Origin of the sequence: Sphingomonas daechungensis (assembly GCF_039543105.1) — a bacterium.
GTDB classification, from domain to species: Bacteria; Pseudomonadota; Alphaproteobacteria; order Sphingomonadales; family Sphingomonadaceae; genus Sphingomicrobium; species Sphingomicrobium daechungense.
Map to the genome: position 1 here is coordinate 418,368 of NZ_BAABJC010000001.1, position 18,309 is coordinate 436,676.

The window sequence follows — 18,309 nt, forward strand, 5'->3', positions numbered from 1 at the left end:
CAGAATCCACAAGGTCGCGGGTTGGATGGGAGTTGGCGATGAAGCAGCCTCAGCTGCTGCTGATTGATGACGAGCCGGCGCTTGCCGATTTCGTCGCCAGTGCGGCCCGCGAAATCGGTTTCAGTCCGACCATCACGTCGAACGACGCAAGCTTCCGCGCCGAATTTCAGGCGAAACGGCCAGACGCTGTCGCGATGGATCTGGGTATGCCGGTCGATGGCGTCGAACTGCTGCGATTCCTGGCCGACGAGGATTTTGCCGGGCCGGTCCTGATTATCAGCGGGTTTGATCGCCGGGTTCTGGAATCCGCCTTCCGCCTGGGTGAGGCGCAGGGCCTGCAGATGGCCGGGCCGCTGGAGAAGCCCGTCCGACTGGAAGAGCTCGAGAACCTGCTCAAGCGACTGAAGCCGGTGGTGCCCTCTTGACGGCAGCAGACCGCAAGCTCCTCGAAAGCTTCAGGAAGGCGCTTGCGGAAAATCAGCTTCGTCTTGTCTATCAGCCGAAGGTCAGCCTTCGCGACGGCACCTTGGGGAGGGTCGAAGCCCTGGTTCGCTGGGACGATCCCGAGTTGGGCTCCGTCTCCCCCACCCGCTTCGTACCGCTCGCCGAAGAGCATGGCCTCATTGACAAGCTGACCGAGTGGGGCCTGCGAACCACCTTCCAGCAATGGCGCAGATGGAAGGACCAGGGCCTTGAGATGCGCCTTGCGTTCAATATCTCGGCCGTCAGCCTTGAAAGTCTCGACTTTCCGGACCTCGTCGAACGCATCTGCCGCGAGATGGAAGTGCCGGCCGACCGACTGGTGCTGGAATTGACGGAGGGCGCCACCCAACAGTTCGTGAAACTGATGGACACGCTTACCCGCTTCCGGATCAAGGGCATCGGCCTTGCAATCGACGACTTTGGGACGGGCTATTCGTCGCTTCTTCAACTTCGCCAGCTGCCCTTCACAGAGCTGAAGATCGACCGCTGCTTCGTCGTCGATCTACCCCAGGCGCACGATTCCCGCCTGATTGTTCGAACGATCGTCGAACTCGCCCATGGCCTTGGTCTTGTTGCAACGGCGGAGGGCGTCGAGACGGTCGAACAGCTCCGCTGCGTGCGCGAGCTGGGATGCGACGTCGTCCAGGGGTTTCTGATCTCCCCGCCGCTCGAGCCGGACGCGCTCCTCGACTGGAACCGCGAGTTCAAGAAGCGTTGGCCGCAACTCCTATCCGACGAAGATTTGGAGCTATGGGGCGATGTTGAAGCGAATGCCCTGAGCGAGCGGTAGGTCCTTGCCGTAGTTCACGGTGCTGGTCTGCCGACGCATATAGGCTTTCCAGCTGTCCGAGCCGCTTTCGCGTCCGCCACCCGTTTCCTTCTCGCCCCCGAACGCCCCGCCGATTTCCGCCCCCGACGGGCCGATGTTGACGTTGGCAATGCCGCAATCGGAGCCCGCCGCTGCCACAAACTGCTCGGCCTCGCGCAGATCATTGGTGAAAATGGCGGATGAAAGCCCTTGCGGCACTTCATTGTTGAGGCGAAGTGCGTCCTCGAACTTTCGGTATCGCATCACGTATAGGATCGGCGCGAAGGTTTCTGTCAGGACGCGCCCCTCCTGCTGCTCGACTTCAACCAGAGTGGGGCGAACGTAGAAGCCCCCGGCAACGCCATCGACCCGTTCCAGTCCGCCGCCGAGTGCACGTTCCATGGCCGCGTATGCATCTTCATCAATCAGGGGACCAACGAGAGTGTTCCGTTCCCGCGGGTCGCCGACCCGGACGCTGGAGTAAAGCTGCTTCAGCTTTGGCACGAGCTGCCCGTACACATCCTCGTGGACAATGAGGCGCCGAAGCGAAGTGCATCGCTGGCCCGCCGTCCCGACCGCTGAGAAGAGAATAGCCCGCTCGGCGAGTCCGAGGTCGGCGGACGGAGCAACGATCATTGCGTTGTTCCCGCCAAGCTCGAGCAGAACGCGCCCGAACCTTCGCGCAACCCGTGGCCCGACGGCGCGTCCCATGGCGGTCGACCCCGTCGCCGAAACCAGCGCGATCCGCGGATCGTCGACGAGCGCTTCGCCCACATCGCGACCGCCTTGAACGAGTTGAACGAGACCTTCAGGCGCATCTCCGAAACGTGCCAATGCCCTTCGGACTAGAGCCAAAACCGCTTCGGCCGTCAGTGGCGTCTTTTCGCTGGGCTTCCAGACCACCGGATTACCGCAGACGAGCGCCAATGCCGCGTTCCAGGCCCAGACCGCGACTGGAAAATTGAAGGCGCTGATGACCAGCACGGGTCCGAGCGGGAGCCATTGCTCCATCATCCGGTGATTGGGCCGTTCGCTGGCGATCGTGAGCCCGTATAGCTGACGCGATAGCCCAACCGCGAAATCGCAGATGTCGATCATCTCCTGAACTTCGCCGAGCCCCTCCTGAACGATCTTCCCGCTCTCGAGGGTCACAAGCCGCGCCAAGGGCTCCTTGGCGCCGCGTAGCTCTTCGCCGAGCAACCGGACGAGCTCACCACGGCGTGGGGCGGGAACAGATCGCCATCGCCAGAATGCATCGGCAGCTCGGTCGCCTGCGAGAGCCGGGTCGCCCAACCGCACCCGACCGATCTCGCCGCCATCGATCGGCGAGTAGCTCGCGAGATCGCCCGTCGACACGACGCCGAACTGCTCCAAGATGTTGGCGGCTTCTTCTGCCGGGCTCATGCGAAAAGCTCCCTTGCGCGGGCCATGGCTTGCACGCCCGCATCGATGGTTTCGTCACGCTTGGCAAAGCAGAGCCGGACGAGATGACGCGACGGATTGTCCTCTGCGAAGGCGGACACGGGGATTGTCGCCACCCCTGCCCGCTCGACGGCCGCATTTGCAAAGGTCTCGTCGTCGACCTCGATGCCGGACGCCTCAAGGTCGACGCAGAGGAAATAGGTCGAAGCGGGTTCGAGAACGACGTAACCTGCCTGTCTCAAACCTTCGCTCATTCGGTTGAGGGCCCGCGAGAAGCGCCCGCGCATCGGCTCGATCCAGGCATCGCCTTCGGTAAGTCCGTAGGCAACCGCCGACTGGAGGCTGGGTGCGGTGGAGAAGGTCAGGAATTGATGGGCACGCGCCGTAATTGCCGCCTTGGCTGGCGATGCCACGATCCATCCGACCTTCCATCCCGTGAGCGAGAAGATCTTGCCTGCGGAGCCAGCCTTGAGCGTGCGGTCAGCCATGCCGGGAAGCATCGCCAACGGCGTAAACCGGTCTCCGTGAAGCAGGATATGCTCCCAGACTTCGTCACTGATCACTGTGAAATCGTGCCTGTTCGCGAAATCCGCGACGATCTGCAGTTCGTCACCTGCGAACAGGCGGCCGGTGGGATTGTGCGGATTGTTGAAGATGACTGCCTTGGTTCGGTCCGTCACCGCAGTTTCCAACGCATCGGCATCGATCCGCCACTCCGGCGGGGTGAGCGCAACTTCCCGCGGTGTCGCCCCAGCGCGCCGGATCATCGGCGCATAGCTGTCGTAGGCGGGGGTGAAGATGATCACTTCATCCCCGGGCTCGACCGCGGCGAGGATCATTGCGCCGAGCGCCTCGGTCGCGCCGCTGGTCACGCAGATTTGATCCGGCTGCAGCCGCTCTCCGTAGTGCCGTCCATAATGACTAGCGATAGCCTCACGAAGCTTCGGAAGCCCGCGCGACGGCGCATATTGATTGGATTCGGACTTGAGAGCCTCCGCAGCGGCATCCAGGATTGCATTCGGCCATCCGAAATCGGGGAAACCCTGGCCGAGGTTCACGGCACCGAGCTTTGCCGCGGCGAGGCTCATGCGCTCGAACACGCTGACGTCCATGGTCTCGTAAAGCGGGTTCAAATCACCGCGCCTTCACCCCGCATCCGCGCGATATCCTCACCTGAATAGCCGAGCTCTCCGAGGATCGCCTCGGCATCCTCGCCTTCGAGCCGCGGTGGGTCCGGCCGGGCCAGCACGGTGCTCGAATATCGTGGCGCCGGAGCCGGTTGAAAAACGCCGTCCAGGTCGATGAACGTGCGCCTGGCGATGTTGTGCGGATGAAGGGGCGCTTCCTCGAGCTCGAGGACGGGCGTCACGCAGGCGTCAGTCCCGGCGAAATGTGCCGCCCACTGGTCACGTGTGCGGGTCTTGATGACTGCCGCGATCTCGTCCCGGCTCGCGCCGGGACTAAGCGCTAGGCCTTTGGCGAGGGCTTGCTGGAATTGTGGCTCGATGGCGCCGATCGCTACGAACTTGCCGTCCGAGCAGCGGTAGATCCCGTAATTTGGAGCACCGCCGTCGAGGAGGTTGGCCTCCCGCTTATCCTTCCAGTGACCCCCGGCAAGCAAGCCGAAGGTCATAGCCCCGATCAGTGCTGCACCCTCGCTCATCGCACCGTCGATGACCTGGCCGCTGCCGCCAGCGCGCACCGCAAAGAGAGCAGACACCATGCCGAACGCGAGCATCATCGCTCCGCCAGCATAATCCCCAAGGTAATTGATGGGCGAAATGGGGCGGTCCTTGGGCCCAATGCCGTGCAGCAACCCGGACAGCGCGATATAATTGATGTCGTGCCCGGCATCCTGCGCCAATGGACCATCCTGGCCCCATCCCGTCACCCGACCGTAGACCAGTTTCGGATTTGCTCGGAGCAGTTCGTCCGGACCAAGACCCAAGCGCTCCATCACGCCCGGGCGATATCCTTCGATCAGGCCATCCGCATCGGTGGCGAGACGACGGACAATTTCACAAGCTTCGGGACGCTTGAGATTGAGCGAAATGCTCCGACGTGACCGGCGCAGCGGGTCGTTCTCGAAGCCGATCATCCCCGCCTTTTCGACACGGATAACCTCGGCACCATGATCGGCAAGCATCATGGCCGCGAACGGCGCCGGGCCAATGCCGCCCATCTCGACAATCCTGATGCCCTTGAGCGGCCCAGCCATACGGCGTCCATGCACCGGCATTGGCCACCTTCACAAGGGTGCCAGTTGAGCTGCTAGACCCAGAAGATGTCCGGTTTGACATCCCACTGCGTGGCGACACTATTGTAGGCGTTTGCCGCATTGTCCGCGAAGCCGCCTGTGGCAGTCCCCAGCCAATCGGTCATCCGCCCGTCGACATTTCGCCAAAGGATATCGTCGCGGCCGTCCCCGTTGAAGTCGCCGATTGCGGCGACTTGCCAGTCGACCGACACACCGTTCAACGAATTGGCGGCATTCGGTGAAAATCCGCCATTGGCGGTCCCCAACCAATCGGTGATCCGACCATCGTCATGCCGCCACAGGATGTCGTCGCGGCCGTCGCCGTTGAAGTCACCGGCGCCAACGACATGCCATTGTGTTGCGACGCTATTGTAGGCGTTGGCCGCATTGTCCGTGAAACCGCCGGTGGCCGTTCCCAACCAATCGGTCATCCGCCCGTCGACATTTCGCCAGAGAATGTCGTCACGCCCATCGCCGTTGAAGTCGCCAATTGCCGCGATTTTCCAGTCGACCGACACGCCATTCAGAGAATTTGCTGAGTTGGGGGCAAATCCGCCATTGGCGGTGCCAAGCCAATCCGTGATCCGACCATCGTCATGCCGCCACAGGATGTCGTCGCGGCCGTCGCCGTTAAAGTCACCGGCGCCGACGACATGCCATTGGGTTGCGACGCTATTGTAGGCGTTTGCGGCATTGTCCGCGAAACCGCCGGTGGCGGTCCCTAGCCAATCGGTCATCCGCCCATCGACGTTCCGCCAGAGAATGTCGTCTCGCCCATCGCCGTTGAAGTCGCCAGTCGCCGCGACCTGCCAGTCGACCGACACGCCGTTCAACGAGTTGGCGGCATTCGGCGCAAATCCTCCATTCGCGGTCCCGAGCCAGTCGGTAATGCGACCATCGTCGTGCCGCCACAGGATGTCGCTGCGGCCGTCGCCGTTGAAGTCGTTCCGGGCGTCCTGCACGATCGCCTGCTGAATCGTCAGCTGAACTCCGCCGCCCGCTGCAGCAGTGGCCACAATTGTGCCGCTGAAGCCGCTCAATGTCATAGAACCGCCGCTGTAGGTCAGCGTGTTGCCGGTCAGGTTGAACGTGAACGACGCCAGCACCGCATCGGTGAAGACGATTGCATCGCCAAGGCTGAAATCCGTGATCGTGTCGCCATTGTGATCGGATATCGTGTCGCGGAACATGTCGCTCCCGGAGCCGCCGGTCAGAGTGTCGGCACCGGCAAGCCCGCTCAGCGTATTGGCAACCGAATTGCCAATCATGATGTCGGCTCGATCTCCACCGATTGCATTTTCAATGACCGTGCCGCGCGCAATGCTGACGTTCCCACGTTCGCCCCCGACACTCGAGAAGGTTTCGGGATTCAGATTGATCGTCTGTGCAGACTGATACTGCGAATAGTCGAGTGTATCGATGCCGCCTGTATCGAAGATCGTATAAGCTACGTTTGCCAGTGTGTACGGCGATCCAGCATTTCCGGTCGGGCCGTAAATGGTGTCGCCCGACCGAGTGGTCGTCGAGAGACCATACAGCTGTTGAATCGCCAGAATGTCGGCAACCATTGGCGTTACGACATACGCGCTGGTGAAGCCCTGGCCGCTAAAATACGTGTTCTCGGTCTGGCTGAAATAGGACATGACCGAGGTTGCCCAAGCGTCGTTCTGGTAAAGCGCGTCGTAGGGATAATCAGCCGTCGTATTGTAATTTCCGGCGTGTCCGAGACCGAGCGCATGGCCAATCTCGTGCAAATAGGCCTGATAAGCATAGCCGCCAATGTTGGGACCGTAATCCGAAAGCCACGTCACATCGACGTTGATGTCTGAGTGCGTGATATTCCCGTTGGAATAGCTGGACGAAGTATACGCTCCATCGTCGGGCGGAACGCTGGTGTCCGTAAATGTGATTCTCGCCCCGGTTCCTAAGGCTGTCTCCTGAAAAGTGATTCCGGTGATCTGGCTCCAGGTCTGCAGCGCAGCTCGCGCAAGTGCCTGGCCTTCCGGGGTGAGACCCGTGATGTCCACCGTCAGCGTGCGCGTCGCATCGAGAACAAACTTGTGGGCAGTGCCACCCCAGTACCCGCTCGCAAGCTGGTTCGCGATCTGGTCGTTGGTCCAGACCGGTGGTGTTTGATAAGCCGTGACGTTCACTTGATAGTCGCCGGTTGAACCGGGATACGGGTCGTTCGGATTATTCGGGTCCTGATAAGCCCCAACGTCGATGTAATAGACGCCGGTGTAGCTCGCTTGGAAACTGAGCAGGGAGTTCAGGTTGACGCCGAGGTTCACGTCATCGTTGGTGTAAATGACGTTTCCGCTCTGATCCCGGATCTGGAGGAACGGATCGCCCAACGTAATGCCGTTCAGCGCGACCGTTATGGCTTGTCCCGCTGTCAGATTGATCTTGATCCAGTCATGATCGCCGACTGTCTCGATCGTGTTCACGACCGAACCGCCCACCGCGATCGTCGTCGTCGTCGTATTGTTGTTCGGAATATCGACCAAGATCTCAGCTCCCCACAACCGCGCCCGGATTGACCGGCCTAAACGGTGTCACCAACTATCATCGACGCGGTAAGATGCCCGCGAAATTCGATCTGCACAAATATCAAGAATTCTTTCCGCCGGCTTTGGTTAGCTCGGCGGCGATTGCCCTGGCGAAGCGCTGGAAAGCGCTCTTGGACAACGGTTTGTCCATCTGAGCGAATCCTTGCTCCGGCAACGTCCCACCCTCGGCCGTCGTGATCTTCGCGCTCAAGCGCGACATCGGAAGCACGGTAATCTCAATCTGATAACCGACGCCTGGCGCCTGTTCATCAACCGCAGCCGCAATCGCCTGGCAGAGCACATCGGAACCACCGGAATCCGCCGGGAGCTTTTCGCCACCGATGACCTTGCAGCCCCTCGATGTATTGCCGGCGGTCATTGCGCAGGCGCATCCTGCAGCTGCAACAAGAATAACGGCGGCCGCGGTCTGAACCAGTCTTTCACGCATTCCGCCTCCCCGCCCTCGCATCTCATCTAGCCCGCCGTGAATCTCGCGACAATCATAAACTTGTCAAAGGGTTATGAGCGTAAACATTAACGCTGGATTGCGAACTCACGGCTTCCACGGAATTCACCACGATTGTTGGACTATAACCCGTTGTGAACGAAGGCGCAGCATGGACGACATCGCGCGCCGCCAGCGTCAAATCGCGCGCAACCCGACCTCTTCATTGGTGAACTCCAACCCAACTGTGAGCAGCGCTCGGAAGGCATTGTACCCGCATCGTTGCGGGAAGAAGGCGTGGAAGAAGAGCTGCGGCCTACCGTCTCGGCCAGGCGCGACGGATGCATGACCCGGCGCCCACCATTCCCGGACCGACTTCAGGAGAGGCTCGGCCTTCTTCTGCCAAGGTCCGAATGGATGATCGGCCACCGCGACACCAATGCCATAAGCCGGCGTCGAAAAGTCGTTGCCGGCGTAAAGCATCCAGTACCGGCCATTCTGCTTGGTCACGAAGGGGCCCTCGATCAAATGACCTTCCCAATCGAGGTCGTTGGCGAGGACGATATGCTCGTCTCCGGCGAAAGAGCGCCCGTCCCGCGACAACCGTCGCGCGTGAATCGGCGTTCGCATCGCTTCGACGATCCTTTCCGCATGGCCGCAGTCGACGAGGGCCGGCTTTACCCGCGGCCAGTTGTCGAGCGCTGCCTCGATCAGCGGCTGCATCAGGAAGAAGCGCTCCATCGGCCGCCGGCTGTTCGCCCAGGGCTGCACTGCGGCTGCAAAGGCGGCCGTCCTGCGGTCGGACTCCCGTTCGAAGAGACGCTCAATCAGTTCAGGGTGATCGCGAAGCAGGCCGGCCAAAGGCCTTGGCCATAGCCCGTTCGTGTCGTTCTTCCAGAACAGGTAAGTGGAACCGTCCTCGTCAACGAAAATGTGGGAGTCGATCACGCCGCCGCTTGCGGCTGTGCCGGGGTATAGAACCTCGCCACCCGTGATGAGTGGCTCCCCGTTGTCGATCCAGGGCCCGAAAGGTGTCGGAGCGTGTGCCAGTCCGATCGCCAGGGCATTCGATTTCTGGCGCGCCGTGAAGGCTGTCCAATACTCTTCGCCAACCTTCGCCATCTCCGGCGCCCAGAAGTCGGCGACACGCTTTCCGGTCGCTGCCCACTTTGGCGCCCGCCCTTCTGGAAAGATGAACCCGCGATGCTCCCAATGTTTTAGGTCGCTGGAGTGCAGGATCGGAAAGGCGTCGTCCGCATCGTTGGTCGTCGCGGTGAGGATCCAGCCGTCATCGACCTTGGACACGGCAGGATCGCCATACCCGTACAGCGACCGCTCGCTGAGGTTCTTGGTGATAAGCGGCTGCCACTTGGCCTCGCCCATCTCGGCCGACGGAAAATCGTGAGTCCCCGGCCCGCGCGTCCCGAAATCTTCGGCGAGGTCGGCAAAGAAGCGAAGGTAATCGCCATGCTCCCCGCCACCGACGCGATAGTTGCGCGAATAGCCGTCGGACGCGCGAACCGAGAAGAGCGTCGCTTCCCCGTCCTCGTTGGCATCGACGGCGAAATTGGGAGTTACATCTACCATTCAGCGTGGCGATACGCGGCACAGGCCAACGATAAAACCATGAAAACGATGAGAAAGTCCGGATCGGCGGCGACTTGATCGCTTGGCTGGGGCGGCAGGATTCGAACCTGCGAATGCCGGTACCAAAAACCGGTGCCTTACCACTTGGCGACGCCCCAGCAGGCGGCCCGTCGATGCGGGGAAGGCGCGCTTATAGCTGCCGCTTCTATCAAGGGAACCCCAAGCTTCGCGCTCGGCGTCAGCCTCTGCTAAGTGTTGCCGCGATGAGCCAGAACCCCATTCGCGACTTCCATGCGCACATTTATTTCGACGCGGACCAGTTGGATCGCGCCGAGAAGCTCGCCCACGCCGCTCGCGAGCGTTTCAACCTCCGCATTGGCCACTTTCACACCAATCCGGTCGGGCCTCACCCGCGCGGCAGTTGCCAGCTCACGGTCCTGCCTGAGGAGTTCGGTGACTTCGCACAATGGATGGCGCTCAACCGGGATGGCCTGACGATTTTTGCCCACACCAGCACCGGCTCGGATTACGTCGACCACACCGAGCATGTGATATGGTTCGGGCCGAGCGAAATGCTGGACCTCTCGATCTTCGACGACGGGGAATAGACGTCAGAAGACTTGCTCGACCCATCCATACGGGTCGGGAGCATCGCCCCGTTGAATATCCACCAAAGCGGACCGAAGCCGCAAAGTGAGCGGTCCGGTCGACTGCCCGCCGATGGCGAACTCACCATCCGCTTCCTTCACTCGGCCGATCGGTGTGACGACGGCCGCCGTGCCGCACGCGAATGCCTCGGTCAGCCGACCACTTTCCGCGTCGGCTTTCCACTGCTCGATCGAATAGGGCTCTTCGCGGACGGTTAGCCCCATGTCGCGCGCAAGTGTGAGCAGCGAATCCCGGGTGACACCGTGCAGAATGGTTCCGTCCAGCGGCGGCGTCTGGATCGATCCGTCCTCGAACACGAAGAAGACGTTCATTCCGCCAAGTTCCTCGACCCAGCGGCGCTCGGTGGCGTCGAGGAAGACGACCTGGTCGCAACCGTTCCGGACGGCTTCCGCCTGGGCAACCAGGCTACCCGCATAATTGCCACCGCACTTGGCTTCGCCCGTACCGCCAGGGGCCGCTCGAACGTACTCACGGGTCACCCACAGAGATACGCTCGCCGCGTCACCCTTGAAGTAGGATCCGACCGACGAGGCAATTACGGCGTAGATGAACTGCGTCGACGAGCGCATTCCAAGAAACGATCCGTTCGCGATCATGAACGGCCGCAGATAGAGCGACCCATCCTCGGTCGCGGGAATCCAGTCCCGGTCGGCGCGCACCAGCGCGCGGACGGAGTCCAGGAACATCTCTTCGGGCAGCGGCGGCATGGCCAGGCGGATCGCCGATTTGGCGAATCGCCGGGCATTGGCATCGGGCCGGAACAAGGCCGCTCCGCCGCCCGGCCGCCGATAAGCCTTCATCCCCTCGAAGATCTCCTGGGCATAATGAAGCACCGGTGCGGCGGGATCCATCGTGAACGGATGGCGCGCGGTCAGCCTCGCGTCGTGCCAGCCCTTCGCCTCATCATATTCGATGATGGCCATGTGGTCCGTGAAGACCCGGCCGAAACCCGGGTCCTCGAGCAGGCGCGCGCGCTCTTCCGGGGGAACCGGCTTTGCGGCCGGTTCGAACGCCAGGCGGCTGTCATCGTCCAAGGTGAGTTCGCCGATCATGTTCCATCCCTGTTACGGGGTCGGAACTAGGCCGAAGGAGCTTCCTGGGCAAGTTTGGGCCCCTTAGCCTCCTCGGCAAGTTCGGCGGCACGACGCGAAGCCGCGCTCACCGTCAGGGACACCAGCTTGTCGAGCACGTCGTCGCGGCGAAGCACGGCAAGCCCGGCCTCGGTCGTTCCATTCGGGCTGGCGACGCGCCGTACGACGTCGCCCATGCTCTCGTGGGTGGACGCGGCCATCCAGGCGGTTCCCAGCACGGTCTCTAGAGCAACGGTAGCCGCTAGCTCAGAAGAAAGGCCGCGCTCGACCCCGGCCTTGGCCAGGGCTTCGACGAAACTTGCAACATATGCAGGGCCTGCGCCCGCGACCGAGCCGACCGCCGCCAGGCTGCTCTCGTTGTTGACCCACAAGGCATAGCCGAGCTGCGCGAACAGCTGGGAGACTTCCTGGTGCAGCTCGCCCGGGATGTCCTCGCCGTACAAGGCGATGACACCACGGCGCACTGCCACGGGCAGATTGGGAAGCGCGCGGACGATCGCCCCCGCCGTCCAGAACTTCTGCCGCAAGGTCTCGAGCTCGACGCCGACCAGGAGCGAAACGACCAGAGTCTGCGAGGTCAGGTGAGCCGTCAGCCGGGAGACGACATCGTCCAGCTGCTGCGGCTTGCAGCCGAGAATGACCAGCCGCGGAGCGGGACCCGCAGCGGCGTAATTGCTGGTGACGCGGAGCCCCGGGACGGGCTTCGCGCTCGGCCGGATGACGACCGCGTCGCTGAGATCGACGTTCGCCGACTGCCAGCCTTCGACCATGGCTCCGGCTATGTTGCCGCAGCCGATGAACCAAATTGGATTCAGGACCAGTTTAAGCCTCCCCGTGCGTATCGATCAGGGCCGCGGCAATGGCCTCGCCCGGCGATTTCCCGCCCCAGAGCACGAACTGGAACACGGGATAAAAGCGCTCGCATTCCTCGAGCGCGGCTTCGATGATGGCTTCGGCCTGATCGAGCGTCAGGCCGTCGTTCTCACGCGTGTCGAGAATGGTCGCGTGGCGAAAGACGATCAGGCCGGACCCCGACCACATTTCGAAATGGCCGAGCCAGAGCTGCTCGTTGATCAACCCCAGGCTCTCGTACACGGCCTGGCGCTTCTCCGCCGTCACCTTGATGTCGGGGAAGGCGAGGAACTGAAGCACCTGGTCCTCGGGACGCCACACTCCGCGAAGCTCGTACTGAGTCCAGCTGCCGATCGCCGATGCAACGATCTCTCCCTCGCCCGAACGCTCGCACGCCCAGCCACGAGCCTCGAAATATTGTTCGAGAACTTCGATTGGAGCGCCGTCGTCGCGCTCTTCCTGGACGTCTTCCTCGCTCAGGATCAGGCCTCCGGGCTCGACTTCGGCTTTGTCGGACGCTTCGCCGCGGTTGCGGTCCCGCCGACTTTCGCCTCGAGAGCTACGATCCGTGCCTTGAGCGCCTCATTCTCGTCGCGGGCCGCAGCGGCCATCGCCTTCACGGCTTCGAATTCGTCGCGGCTGACAAAATCCGCACCCGCCATCCATTCCCGCGCTCTTTCGCGCATGGAGGCTTCGGCCTCACGGCCCACTCCGGCCATGGTCCCGGCAACGCCGTTCACCATCTTCACGAAGTCGTCGAACAGCTTGTTCTCGGACTGCATTGCAATCTCCTCCACCGCCAAGGGCCGGGCAACGCGTTCGGCGAGCGCCCGAGCGAGCAGATAGGGAAGGTCGGACGCGCCCGCTAGGGTCTAAGTCAGCGCAGAGCGAAGGTGGCGGTTTCCAACTCGCTCGTTTCCGGCAGCACGACCTTCAGCTTCTTCCGCGCGAAATCGATGGAAACGCGGTCGAAGCTCCTCAGCGCGTTCATACCGAGGAGGAGTGCCGGCTTGTCGTCAAGGCCAAGCCGTTTGAAGGCCGGCGAGTTGGTGAAGATCACCGGCATCTTCTTTAGCGTGATGCCGCCCACGCTCAGCTCTCGAACGATCGTGTATTCGCCCATGAGCTTCGCCCCGGAAACGGACTGGAGCTCCACCTCGCCCGTCCGCTTGACCTTGCCGCCTTGGCTGAGCTTGCGGCGAAGCGCCTCGTTGCCCAGCGACACCTGAGCGCCGGTATCAATCACGAGAGTGACCGGGATATGCTCGGCATTCGCTTTCGTCAGGATCAGTCGCCCATTGCGGACCTTCGCGGTGACGACGATCGTATCCTTGTCTTCGGCGACAAATTTCGCCGAAGGTACGATCGTCAGCGTCTGCTTCTTGAAATCGAACAGGACTCGCTGGGAGCGCAGGGAATCGAGTCCGAGGATCCCGTCCGCACCCATATGCTCGGATTCGAGCAAAGCGGCATCGACGTCCCTCACCTCTTTCGCGGTGATGTCGAGAACCGAGACATTGGCAGTCTCGATCTGCGTTTCGCCGGTGACGCTGTGAAGTGTCGTTCCCTTGCGGCCGTTCAGCCGAAGCTGGCGGGCGAGATCCGACGAGATTGCCGTGCGGTCGGCGCCCGTATCGATCAGGAACCGGTAAGGACCATGGCCGGCAACCTTCACCGGAACCGTCATGCGGTCGTAGCCATCCTCCTTGAAGCGGAGGTCCGTCGCCTGCGTGGTCGAATCGACCTTGTCGGGCTGGGCGACCGTTTCATATTCCTGGGTCCGGATTTGCTCCGGCATCTTCACCCATTGCGCCGAAACGGGCGCCGCCGTTCCAAGTATGGCAAGGCCGACGGCAGGCAGAATTCGCATATCCCGCACCCTTCTTTGAGGACGCACTTATATCATGAAACGGGGTGCGTGCGGGAATTTCGACGAACGACTAGGCGCCGGGGTTCAGGTTCCCGATCGCCGAGTTGAGTGCGGCCGCGAAGCAGAGCCACAGCAGGTAAGGAAGCATCAGGTACCCCGCCACCGGCCGAATTTGCCGGAACTGGCCGGCTGCAAGCGCCGCGAGCCCAACCATCACCACGATAATGACCAGCGCCGGATAGATCATTCGGGCGCCGAAGAAGACGGGTGACCAGGCGAAATTCAGCGCCAGCTGGGCAAAGAAAAGGATCAGCGCGTTGCGACGCTTCGCCGAAGGCGGCTCGGCCAGGATCATCGCTACCGCGATTCCAAGCAGAGCGTAAAGGATCGGCCAGACCACGCCGAAGGCCCAGCCCGGCGGCATGAAGAACGGCTTGACGAGGCCATCAAACCACGGATTTCCGTAACCGGAGTTGGAGAGCCAGCCACTCAGGCCGCCAAGGATTTCGATCGCGGGGACCGTGACTATGGCAAATTTCCACCATGCACGGCGCTGGACAGTCTCAACCATTCTTCTGCGCTCCCAGCAGGAATTCCACGTTGCCTTCCGGACCCGTAATCGGGCTTCGTTCGATCCCGAGCACCGTCCAGCCCTGCGATTCAACCCAGTCTTTGGCCTGTAGGCAGACGCGCTCGTGCACTTCGGGGTTCCGGACGACGCCGCCCTTCCCCACCTCCTCTCGCCCGGCCTCGAACTGCGGCTTGACGAGCGCAACCAGATTCGCGCCGGGCCTTGCCAGTTTGAGCGGCGCTTCGAGCACCTTCGCCAGTGAGATGAAGCTCGCGTCGCACACGACGGTGTCGATCGGCTCCGGGACCTGCTCTGCGGTCAATGCGCGCGCATTTGTCTGCTCGTGAACGATCACGCGAGGATCGTTGCGCAGCTTCCAGGCAAGCTGATTGGTCCCGACGTCGACGGCATAAACCTTCGCCGCGCCTCGCGAGAGCAACACGTCGGTGAAGCCGCCGGTGGATGACCCGACGTCGAGGCCGACGGCACCCGTCACATCAAACCCGAAATGATTGAGGCCGTGATCCAGCTTGATCCCGCCGCGCGAGACCCAGGGATGGTCCCTCCCGCGGACCTCGAGGGCCGCCTCAACGGCTAGCATGTCTCCCGCTTTCGCGAGCTTCCTCTCGCCACTGAATACGGCGCCCGCCATGATCAGCGCCTGCGCCCGCGTCCGGCTGTCCGCGAGCCCGCGGCTGACCAGCAATTGGTCTGCGCGGACTTTGACTACGCCCGCACCTCTTCGACACCCGCGCTGTTGACGCGCAGGGCCTTCAGCACCGTCTCGACGATCTGGGGCGCGTTGAGGCCCGCCTCGTCATACTGCTTCTCGGGCTTGTCGTGATCCTGGAAGCGGTCGGGCAAGCGCATGGTGCGGATCTTCAGACCCGCGTCGACCAGGCCTTCGTCGCTGGCAAGCGTCAGGACGTGCGCGCCAAGGCCGCCGATCGCGGCTTCTTCAATTGTCACGGCGACTTCGTGGGTGGTCAGCAGCTTGCGGATCAGCGCCTCGTCCAGCGGCTTGGCGAAGCGCAGGTCGGCGACGGTGGTCGAAAGACCCTTGGCTTCCAGCTGCTCGGCAGCCTTCTCGGCTTCGGCGAGGCGCGTTCCCAGCGACAGAATCGCGACCTTGCTGCCCTGCTTGACGACGCGGCCCTTACCGATCTCCAGCGGTTCGGGATCGGCAGGCAGCGGCACTCCACGACCCTCTCCGCGCGGATAGCGGACGGCAATCGGCCCGCTGTCATGCAGCTGCATCGTCTTGACCATGCGCGCGAGATCGGCCTCGTCCGCGGCCGCCATCACGACGAAATTTGGCAAAGTGCAGAGATAGGCCAGGTCGAAGCTTCCGGCATGGGTCGCCCCATCGGCGCCCACGAGACCCGCGCGATCCATCGCGAAACGAACCGGCAAGTTCTGGATCGCAACGTCGTGGACCACTTGGTCATAAGCGCGCTGCAGGAATGTCGAATAGATCGCAACGAAGGGCCGCATGCCCTGCGCGGCGAGGCCGGCGGCGAAGGTCACGCCGTGCTGCTCGGCGATGCCGACATCGAACGCACGCTCGGGATGGGCTTTGGCGAACTTGTCGACGCCGGTTCCGGACGGCATCGCAGCAGTGATCGCGCAAATGCGAGGATCAGCTTCCGCTAGTTTTGCGAGCGTCTCTCCAAAAACATTCTGGTAAGCGGGCGGACCCCCACCGGGGCCCTTGTCCTGCTTGCCCGAGACCACGTCGAACTTGACGACGCCGTGATATTTATCCGCTGAGCTTTCCGCCGGTCCGTAGCCCTTGCCCTTATGGGTGACGACGTGGACCAGCATCGGCCCGATGTCCGCATCGCGGACGTTCTCGAGCACCTCGACCAGCGCCTCCACGTCGTGCCCGTCGACCGGGCCAACATAGTAGAACCCTAGCTCGTCGAAGAGCGTGCCGCCGGTGAACATGCCGCGCGCATATTCTTCCATCCGCCGAGCCGTGCGGTGCAACGGCTCCGGCATTGCCCGCGCGATCCTTTGCGCGAGCTTGCGCGGAGCGAGATACTTGTTCGAGCTGACCAGGCGCGCGAGCGCGTTGCGAAGCGAGCCGACCGGCGGCGCGATCGACATGTCATTGTCGTTGAGGATCACGACCAGCCGGTTCCCGGCGGCCTCTGCGTTGTTCATCGCCTCATAGGCCATGCCGGCGGACATCGCGCCGTCGCCGATGACCGCGATCGCCTTGCCGGGATCTCCCGACAGCTTGTTGGCGATGGCAAAGCCCAGGGCCGCCGAGATCGATGTCGAGCTATGCGCCGCGCCGAATGGGTCGAACTCGCTTTCGCTCCGCTTGGTGAAGCCGCTGAGGCCCGAGCCTTGCCGGAGCGTACGAATTCGGTCGCGTCGGCCGGTAACGATCTTGTGAGGGTAGGCCTGGTGACCGACGTCCCAGATCAGCTTGTCGTGGGGCGTATCGAAAACAAAGTGGAGCGCGACGGTCAGCTCGACCACGCCAAGGCCCGCACCGAGGTGGCCGCCGGTCACGGAGACCGCGGAGATGACTTCCTGCCTCAGTTCATCGGACAGCTGCGGGAGTTTCTCCCTGTCCAGCTTGCGAATATCTTGAGGATACGGAACCGTGTCGAGCAACGGTGTTACGGGCCGGTCGGACATGGGCTGGCATGTATCGGGAACCCGGCGTGATGTCACCCAAGCTGGGCCAATTCACGTATTGCTCACGGATTGCTCAGGTGGGGACTGCCCCGACCGGGTCAGTTGCTGTCGCATTCCCCGCAGGTGCCGCGCACCTCAATCACCGGGCGGGCGGATGAAAATCCGGCGCTTGCCGCAGCCTTCCGAACTCCGCCGGACAAGGCGTCGTCATCGATGTGCACCGCCTGCCCGCAATTGTCGCAGATCAGGAAGATGCAGTCGTGGAGGCAGTCGGGATGCGCGTTGGCGACATAAGCGTTGGCGCTCTCCACCCGGCGCGCCAGGTTGGCCCCCACGAACAAGTCGAGGATCCGATAGACGCTGTTGGCCGCAACCCGGCGTCCCTGGTTCTTCGAAACCGCCTCAGCGATGTCGTAGGCGCTCGCCGGACGGTCGAAGCCGGCGAGGGCTTCGAACACCGATTCCCGCATTCCGGTCCACTGCTCGCCACGGCTGGTTAGCTGCTCGCGCGCGGCCTTCTTGAGCGACTCGCCCTGATGAAGTTGATGCTCGTGCGCACCCATGGGTTGGAGATAGTCCTGCGGCCGTTGGCCCGCAAGCGCGTGCTCAGTCGCCCGCGATCCGGTTGAGTTGATGGCCGAGGGCCAGAACGCCGACGCCGACGACGGTGTAGAGCGCTTCGGATCCGTTGTGAGGAAGGGTCAGCGCACCCGCCATGACACCAAGGCCGAGGCTGCCCACCGCGCTCGGCAACATGAAGCCGTGTTCCATGATCCCGCGGCCCAGCGCGAAGCTGCCGAGGATCATGGCCAGACTGAGGCCGACTTCGTGGATGATCGGGGCACCGAGAAACCCGCCCGCCGCCGAAACGACACCCAGGAGAACGGCAGTCGCCAGGCAATGCACGAGGCAAAGGCCGGACAGGCCAATGGCCATCCGGTCGAGCCTCCGGGTGTGAAGCGCGATTGCCATGATGGGCAAGGATATAACGTGCACTTCTTAAGGTTACAACATCACATGGACAAAATTTCATGATGCAAACCCGGGCTTCGC

At 62.5% G+C, this 18,309-nt stretch carries 19 protein-coding genes and 1 tRNA gene; 3 read left to right on the forward strand and 17 right to left on the reverse strand.

Going from position 1 to position 18,309, the window contains the following annotated elements; translation table 11 throughout:
* Positions 1–38 precede the first annotated feature (38 nt).
* Both ABD928_RS02065 and ABD928_RS02070 read left to right on the forward strand, forming a co-directional pair.
* Positions 39–425 (forward strand): response regulator, encoded by a 387-nt coding sequence (locus ABD928_RS02065; RefSeq protein ID WP_187714248.1) that lies wholly within the window; start codon positions 39–41, stop codon positions 423–425.
* On the forward strand, positions 422–1,273 hold the full coding sequence (locus tag ABD928_RS02070; protein WP_345165594.1) for an EAL domain-containing protein: 852 nt from the start codon (positions 422–424) through the stop codon (positions 1,271–1,273). The genes ABD928_RS02065 and ABD928_RS02070 overlap by 4 nt, the downstream gene beginning before the upstream one ends.
* Here ABD928_RS02070 and amaB read toward each other — a convergent pair.
* From amaB to ABD928_RS02105, 7 genes are all read right to left on the reverse strand, one after another.
* Positions 1,232–2,695 carry an L-piperidine-6-carboxylate dehydrogenase gene (amaB, locus tag ABD928_RS02075; protein ID WP_345165597.1) on the reverse strand — a complete coding sequence of 488 codons (1,464 nt, stop codon included), beginning with the start codon at positions 2,693–2,695 and terminating at the stop codon, positions 1,232–1,234. The two genes, ABD928_RS02070 and amaB, sit on opposite strands and share 42 nt — an antisense overlap.
* Positions 2,692–3,846 (reverse strand): aminotransferase, encoded by a 1,155-nt coding sequence (locus ABD928_RS02080; protein WP_345165600.1) that lies wholly within the window; start codon positions 3,844–3,846, stop codon positions 2,692–2,694. Before ABD928_RS02080 ends, amaB begins: the two co-directional genes overlap by 4 nt.
* Positions 3,843–4,931, reverse strand: coding sequence for a CaiB/BaiF CoA transferase family protein (locus tag ABD928_RS02085; RefSeq protein WP_345165602.1), 1,089 nt, complete (start codon positions 4,929–4,931; stop codon positions 3,843–3,845). The genes ABD928_RS02080 and ABD928_RS02085 overlap by 4 nt, the downstream gene beginning before the upstream one ends.
* A gap of 53 nt (positions 4,932–4,984) precedes the next feature.
* Complete coding sequence (locus tag ABD928_RS02090) at positions 4,985–7,477, reverse strand: FG-GAP-like repeat-containing protein (protein ID WP_187714250.1); 2,493 nt, start codon at positions 7,475–7,477, stop codon at positions 4,985–4,987.
* Between the two features lie 103 nt (positions 7,478–7,580).
* Entirely contained in the window at positions 7,581–7,967 is a 387-nt protein-coding gene (locus ABD928_RS02095; protein WP_187714251.1) for a hypothetical protein, read from the reverse strand.
* Positions 7,968–8,162: 195 nt separating this feature from the next.
* A complete protein-coding gene (locus tag ABD928_RS02100; RefSeq protein WP_345165606.1) occupies positions 8,163–9,551 on the reverse strand; it encodes a family 43 glycosylhydrolase in 1,389 nt (462 codons plus the stop codon).
* A gap of 83 nt (positions 9,552–9,634) precedes the next feature.
* A tRNA-Gln gene (locus ABD928_RS02105) sits at positions 9,635–9,709 on the reverse strand.
* Positions 9,710–9,814: 105 nt separating this feature from the next.
* On the opposite strand from ABD928_RS02105, the gene ABD928_RS02110 reads away from it, so the two are divergent.
* Positions 9,815–10,159 carry a DOPA 4,5-dioxygenase family protein gene (locus ABD928_RS02110; RefSeq protein WP_345165610.1) on the forward strand — a complete coding sequence of 115 codons (345 nt, stop codon included), beginning with the start codon at positions 9,815–9,817 and terminating at the stop codon, positions 10,157–10,159.
* A 3-nt stretch (positions 10,160–10,162) separates the two neighbouring features.
* Here ABD928_RS02110 and ABD928_RS02115 read toward each other — a convergent pair whose 3' ends face one another.
* The 10 genes from ABD928_RS02115 to ABD928_RS02160 form a co-directional block, all read right to left on the reverse strand.
* Positions 10,163–11,272 (reverse strand): branched-chain amino acid aminotransferase, encoded by a 1,110-nt coding sequence (locus ABD928_RS02115; protein ID WP_187714254.1) that lies wholly within the window; start codon positions 11,270–11,272, stop codon positions 10,163–10,165.
* Positions 11,273–11,298: 26 nt separating this feature from the next.
* Entirely contained in the window at positions 11,299–12,153 is an 855-nt protein-coding gene (locus ABD928_RS02120; RefSeq protein WP_345170130.1) for a pyrroline-5-carboxylate reductase family protein, read from the reverse strand.
* The gene (locus tag ABD928_RS02125) at positions 12,134–12,643 is read right to left on the reverse strand and encodes a type III secretion system chaperone family protein (protein WP_345170132.1); all 510 of its coding nucleotides are present in this window, start codon (positions 12,641–12,643) and stop codon (positions 12,134–12,136) included. The genes ABD928_RS02120 and ABD928_RS02125 overlap by 20 nt, the downstream gene beginning before the upstream one ends.
* Before the next feature lie 2 nt (positions 12,644–12,645).
* Positions 12,646–12,945, reverse strand: a complete 300-nt coding sequence (locus tag ABD928_RS02130; RefSeq protein ID WP_187714255.1) for an accessory factor UbiK family protein — start codon at positions 12,943–12,945, stop codon at positions 12,646–12,648.
* A gap of 95 nt (positions 12,946–13,040) precedes the next feature.
* On the reverse strand, positions 13,041–14,033 hold the full coding sequence (locus ABD928_RS02135; protein ID WP_187714256.1) for an aspartyl protease family protein: 993 nt from the start codon (positions 14,031–14,033) through the stop codon (positions 13,041–13,043).
* A gap of 70 nt (positions 14,034–14,103) precedes the next feature.
* Positions 14,104–14,604, reverse strand: coding sequence for a TspO/MBR family protein (locus ABD928_RS02140; RefSeq protein WP_187714257.1), 501 nt, complete (start codon positions 14,602–14,604; stop codon positions 14,104–14,106).
* Positions 14,597–15,310 carry a TlyA family RNA methyltransferase gene (locus ABD928_RS02145; RefSeq protein ID WP_345165616.1) on the reverse strand — a complete coding sequence of 238 codons (714 nt, stop codon included), beginning with the start codon at positions 15,308–15,310 and terminating at the stop codon, positions 14,597–14,599. Before ABD928_RS02145 ends, ABD928_RS02140 begins: the two co-directional genes overlap by 8 nt.
* Before the next feature lie 20 nt (positions 15,311–15,330).
* Positions 15,331–17,256 carry a 1-deoxy-D-xylulose-5-phosphate synthase gene (gene dxs, locus ABD928_RS02150; RefSeq protein WP_345165619.1) on the reverse strand — a complete coding sequence of 642 codons (1,926 nt, stop codon included), beginning with the start codon at positions 17,254–17,256 and terminating at the stop codon, positions 15,331–15,333.
* 98 nt (positions 17,257–17,354) lie between these two features.
* Positions 17,355–17,819 (reverse strand): Fur family transcriptional regulator, encoded by a 465-nt coding sequence (locus ABD928_RS02155; RefSeq protein ID WP_187714258.1) that lies wholly within the window; start codon positions 17,817–17,819, stop codon positions 17,355–17,357.
* Between the two features lie 43 nt (positions 17,820–17,862).
* Positions 17,863–18,228, reverse strand: a complete 366-nt coding sequence (locus ABD928_RS02160) for a MerC domain-containing protein (protein ID WP_187715897.1) — start codon at positions 18,226–18,228, stop codon at positions 17,863–17,865.
* Positions 18,229–18,309 lie beyond the last annotated feature (81 nt).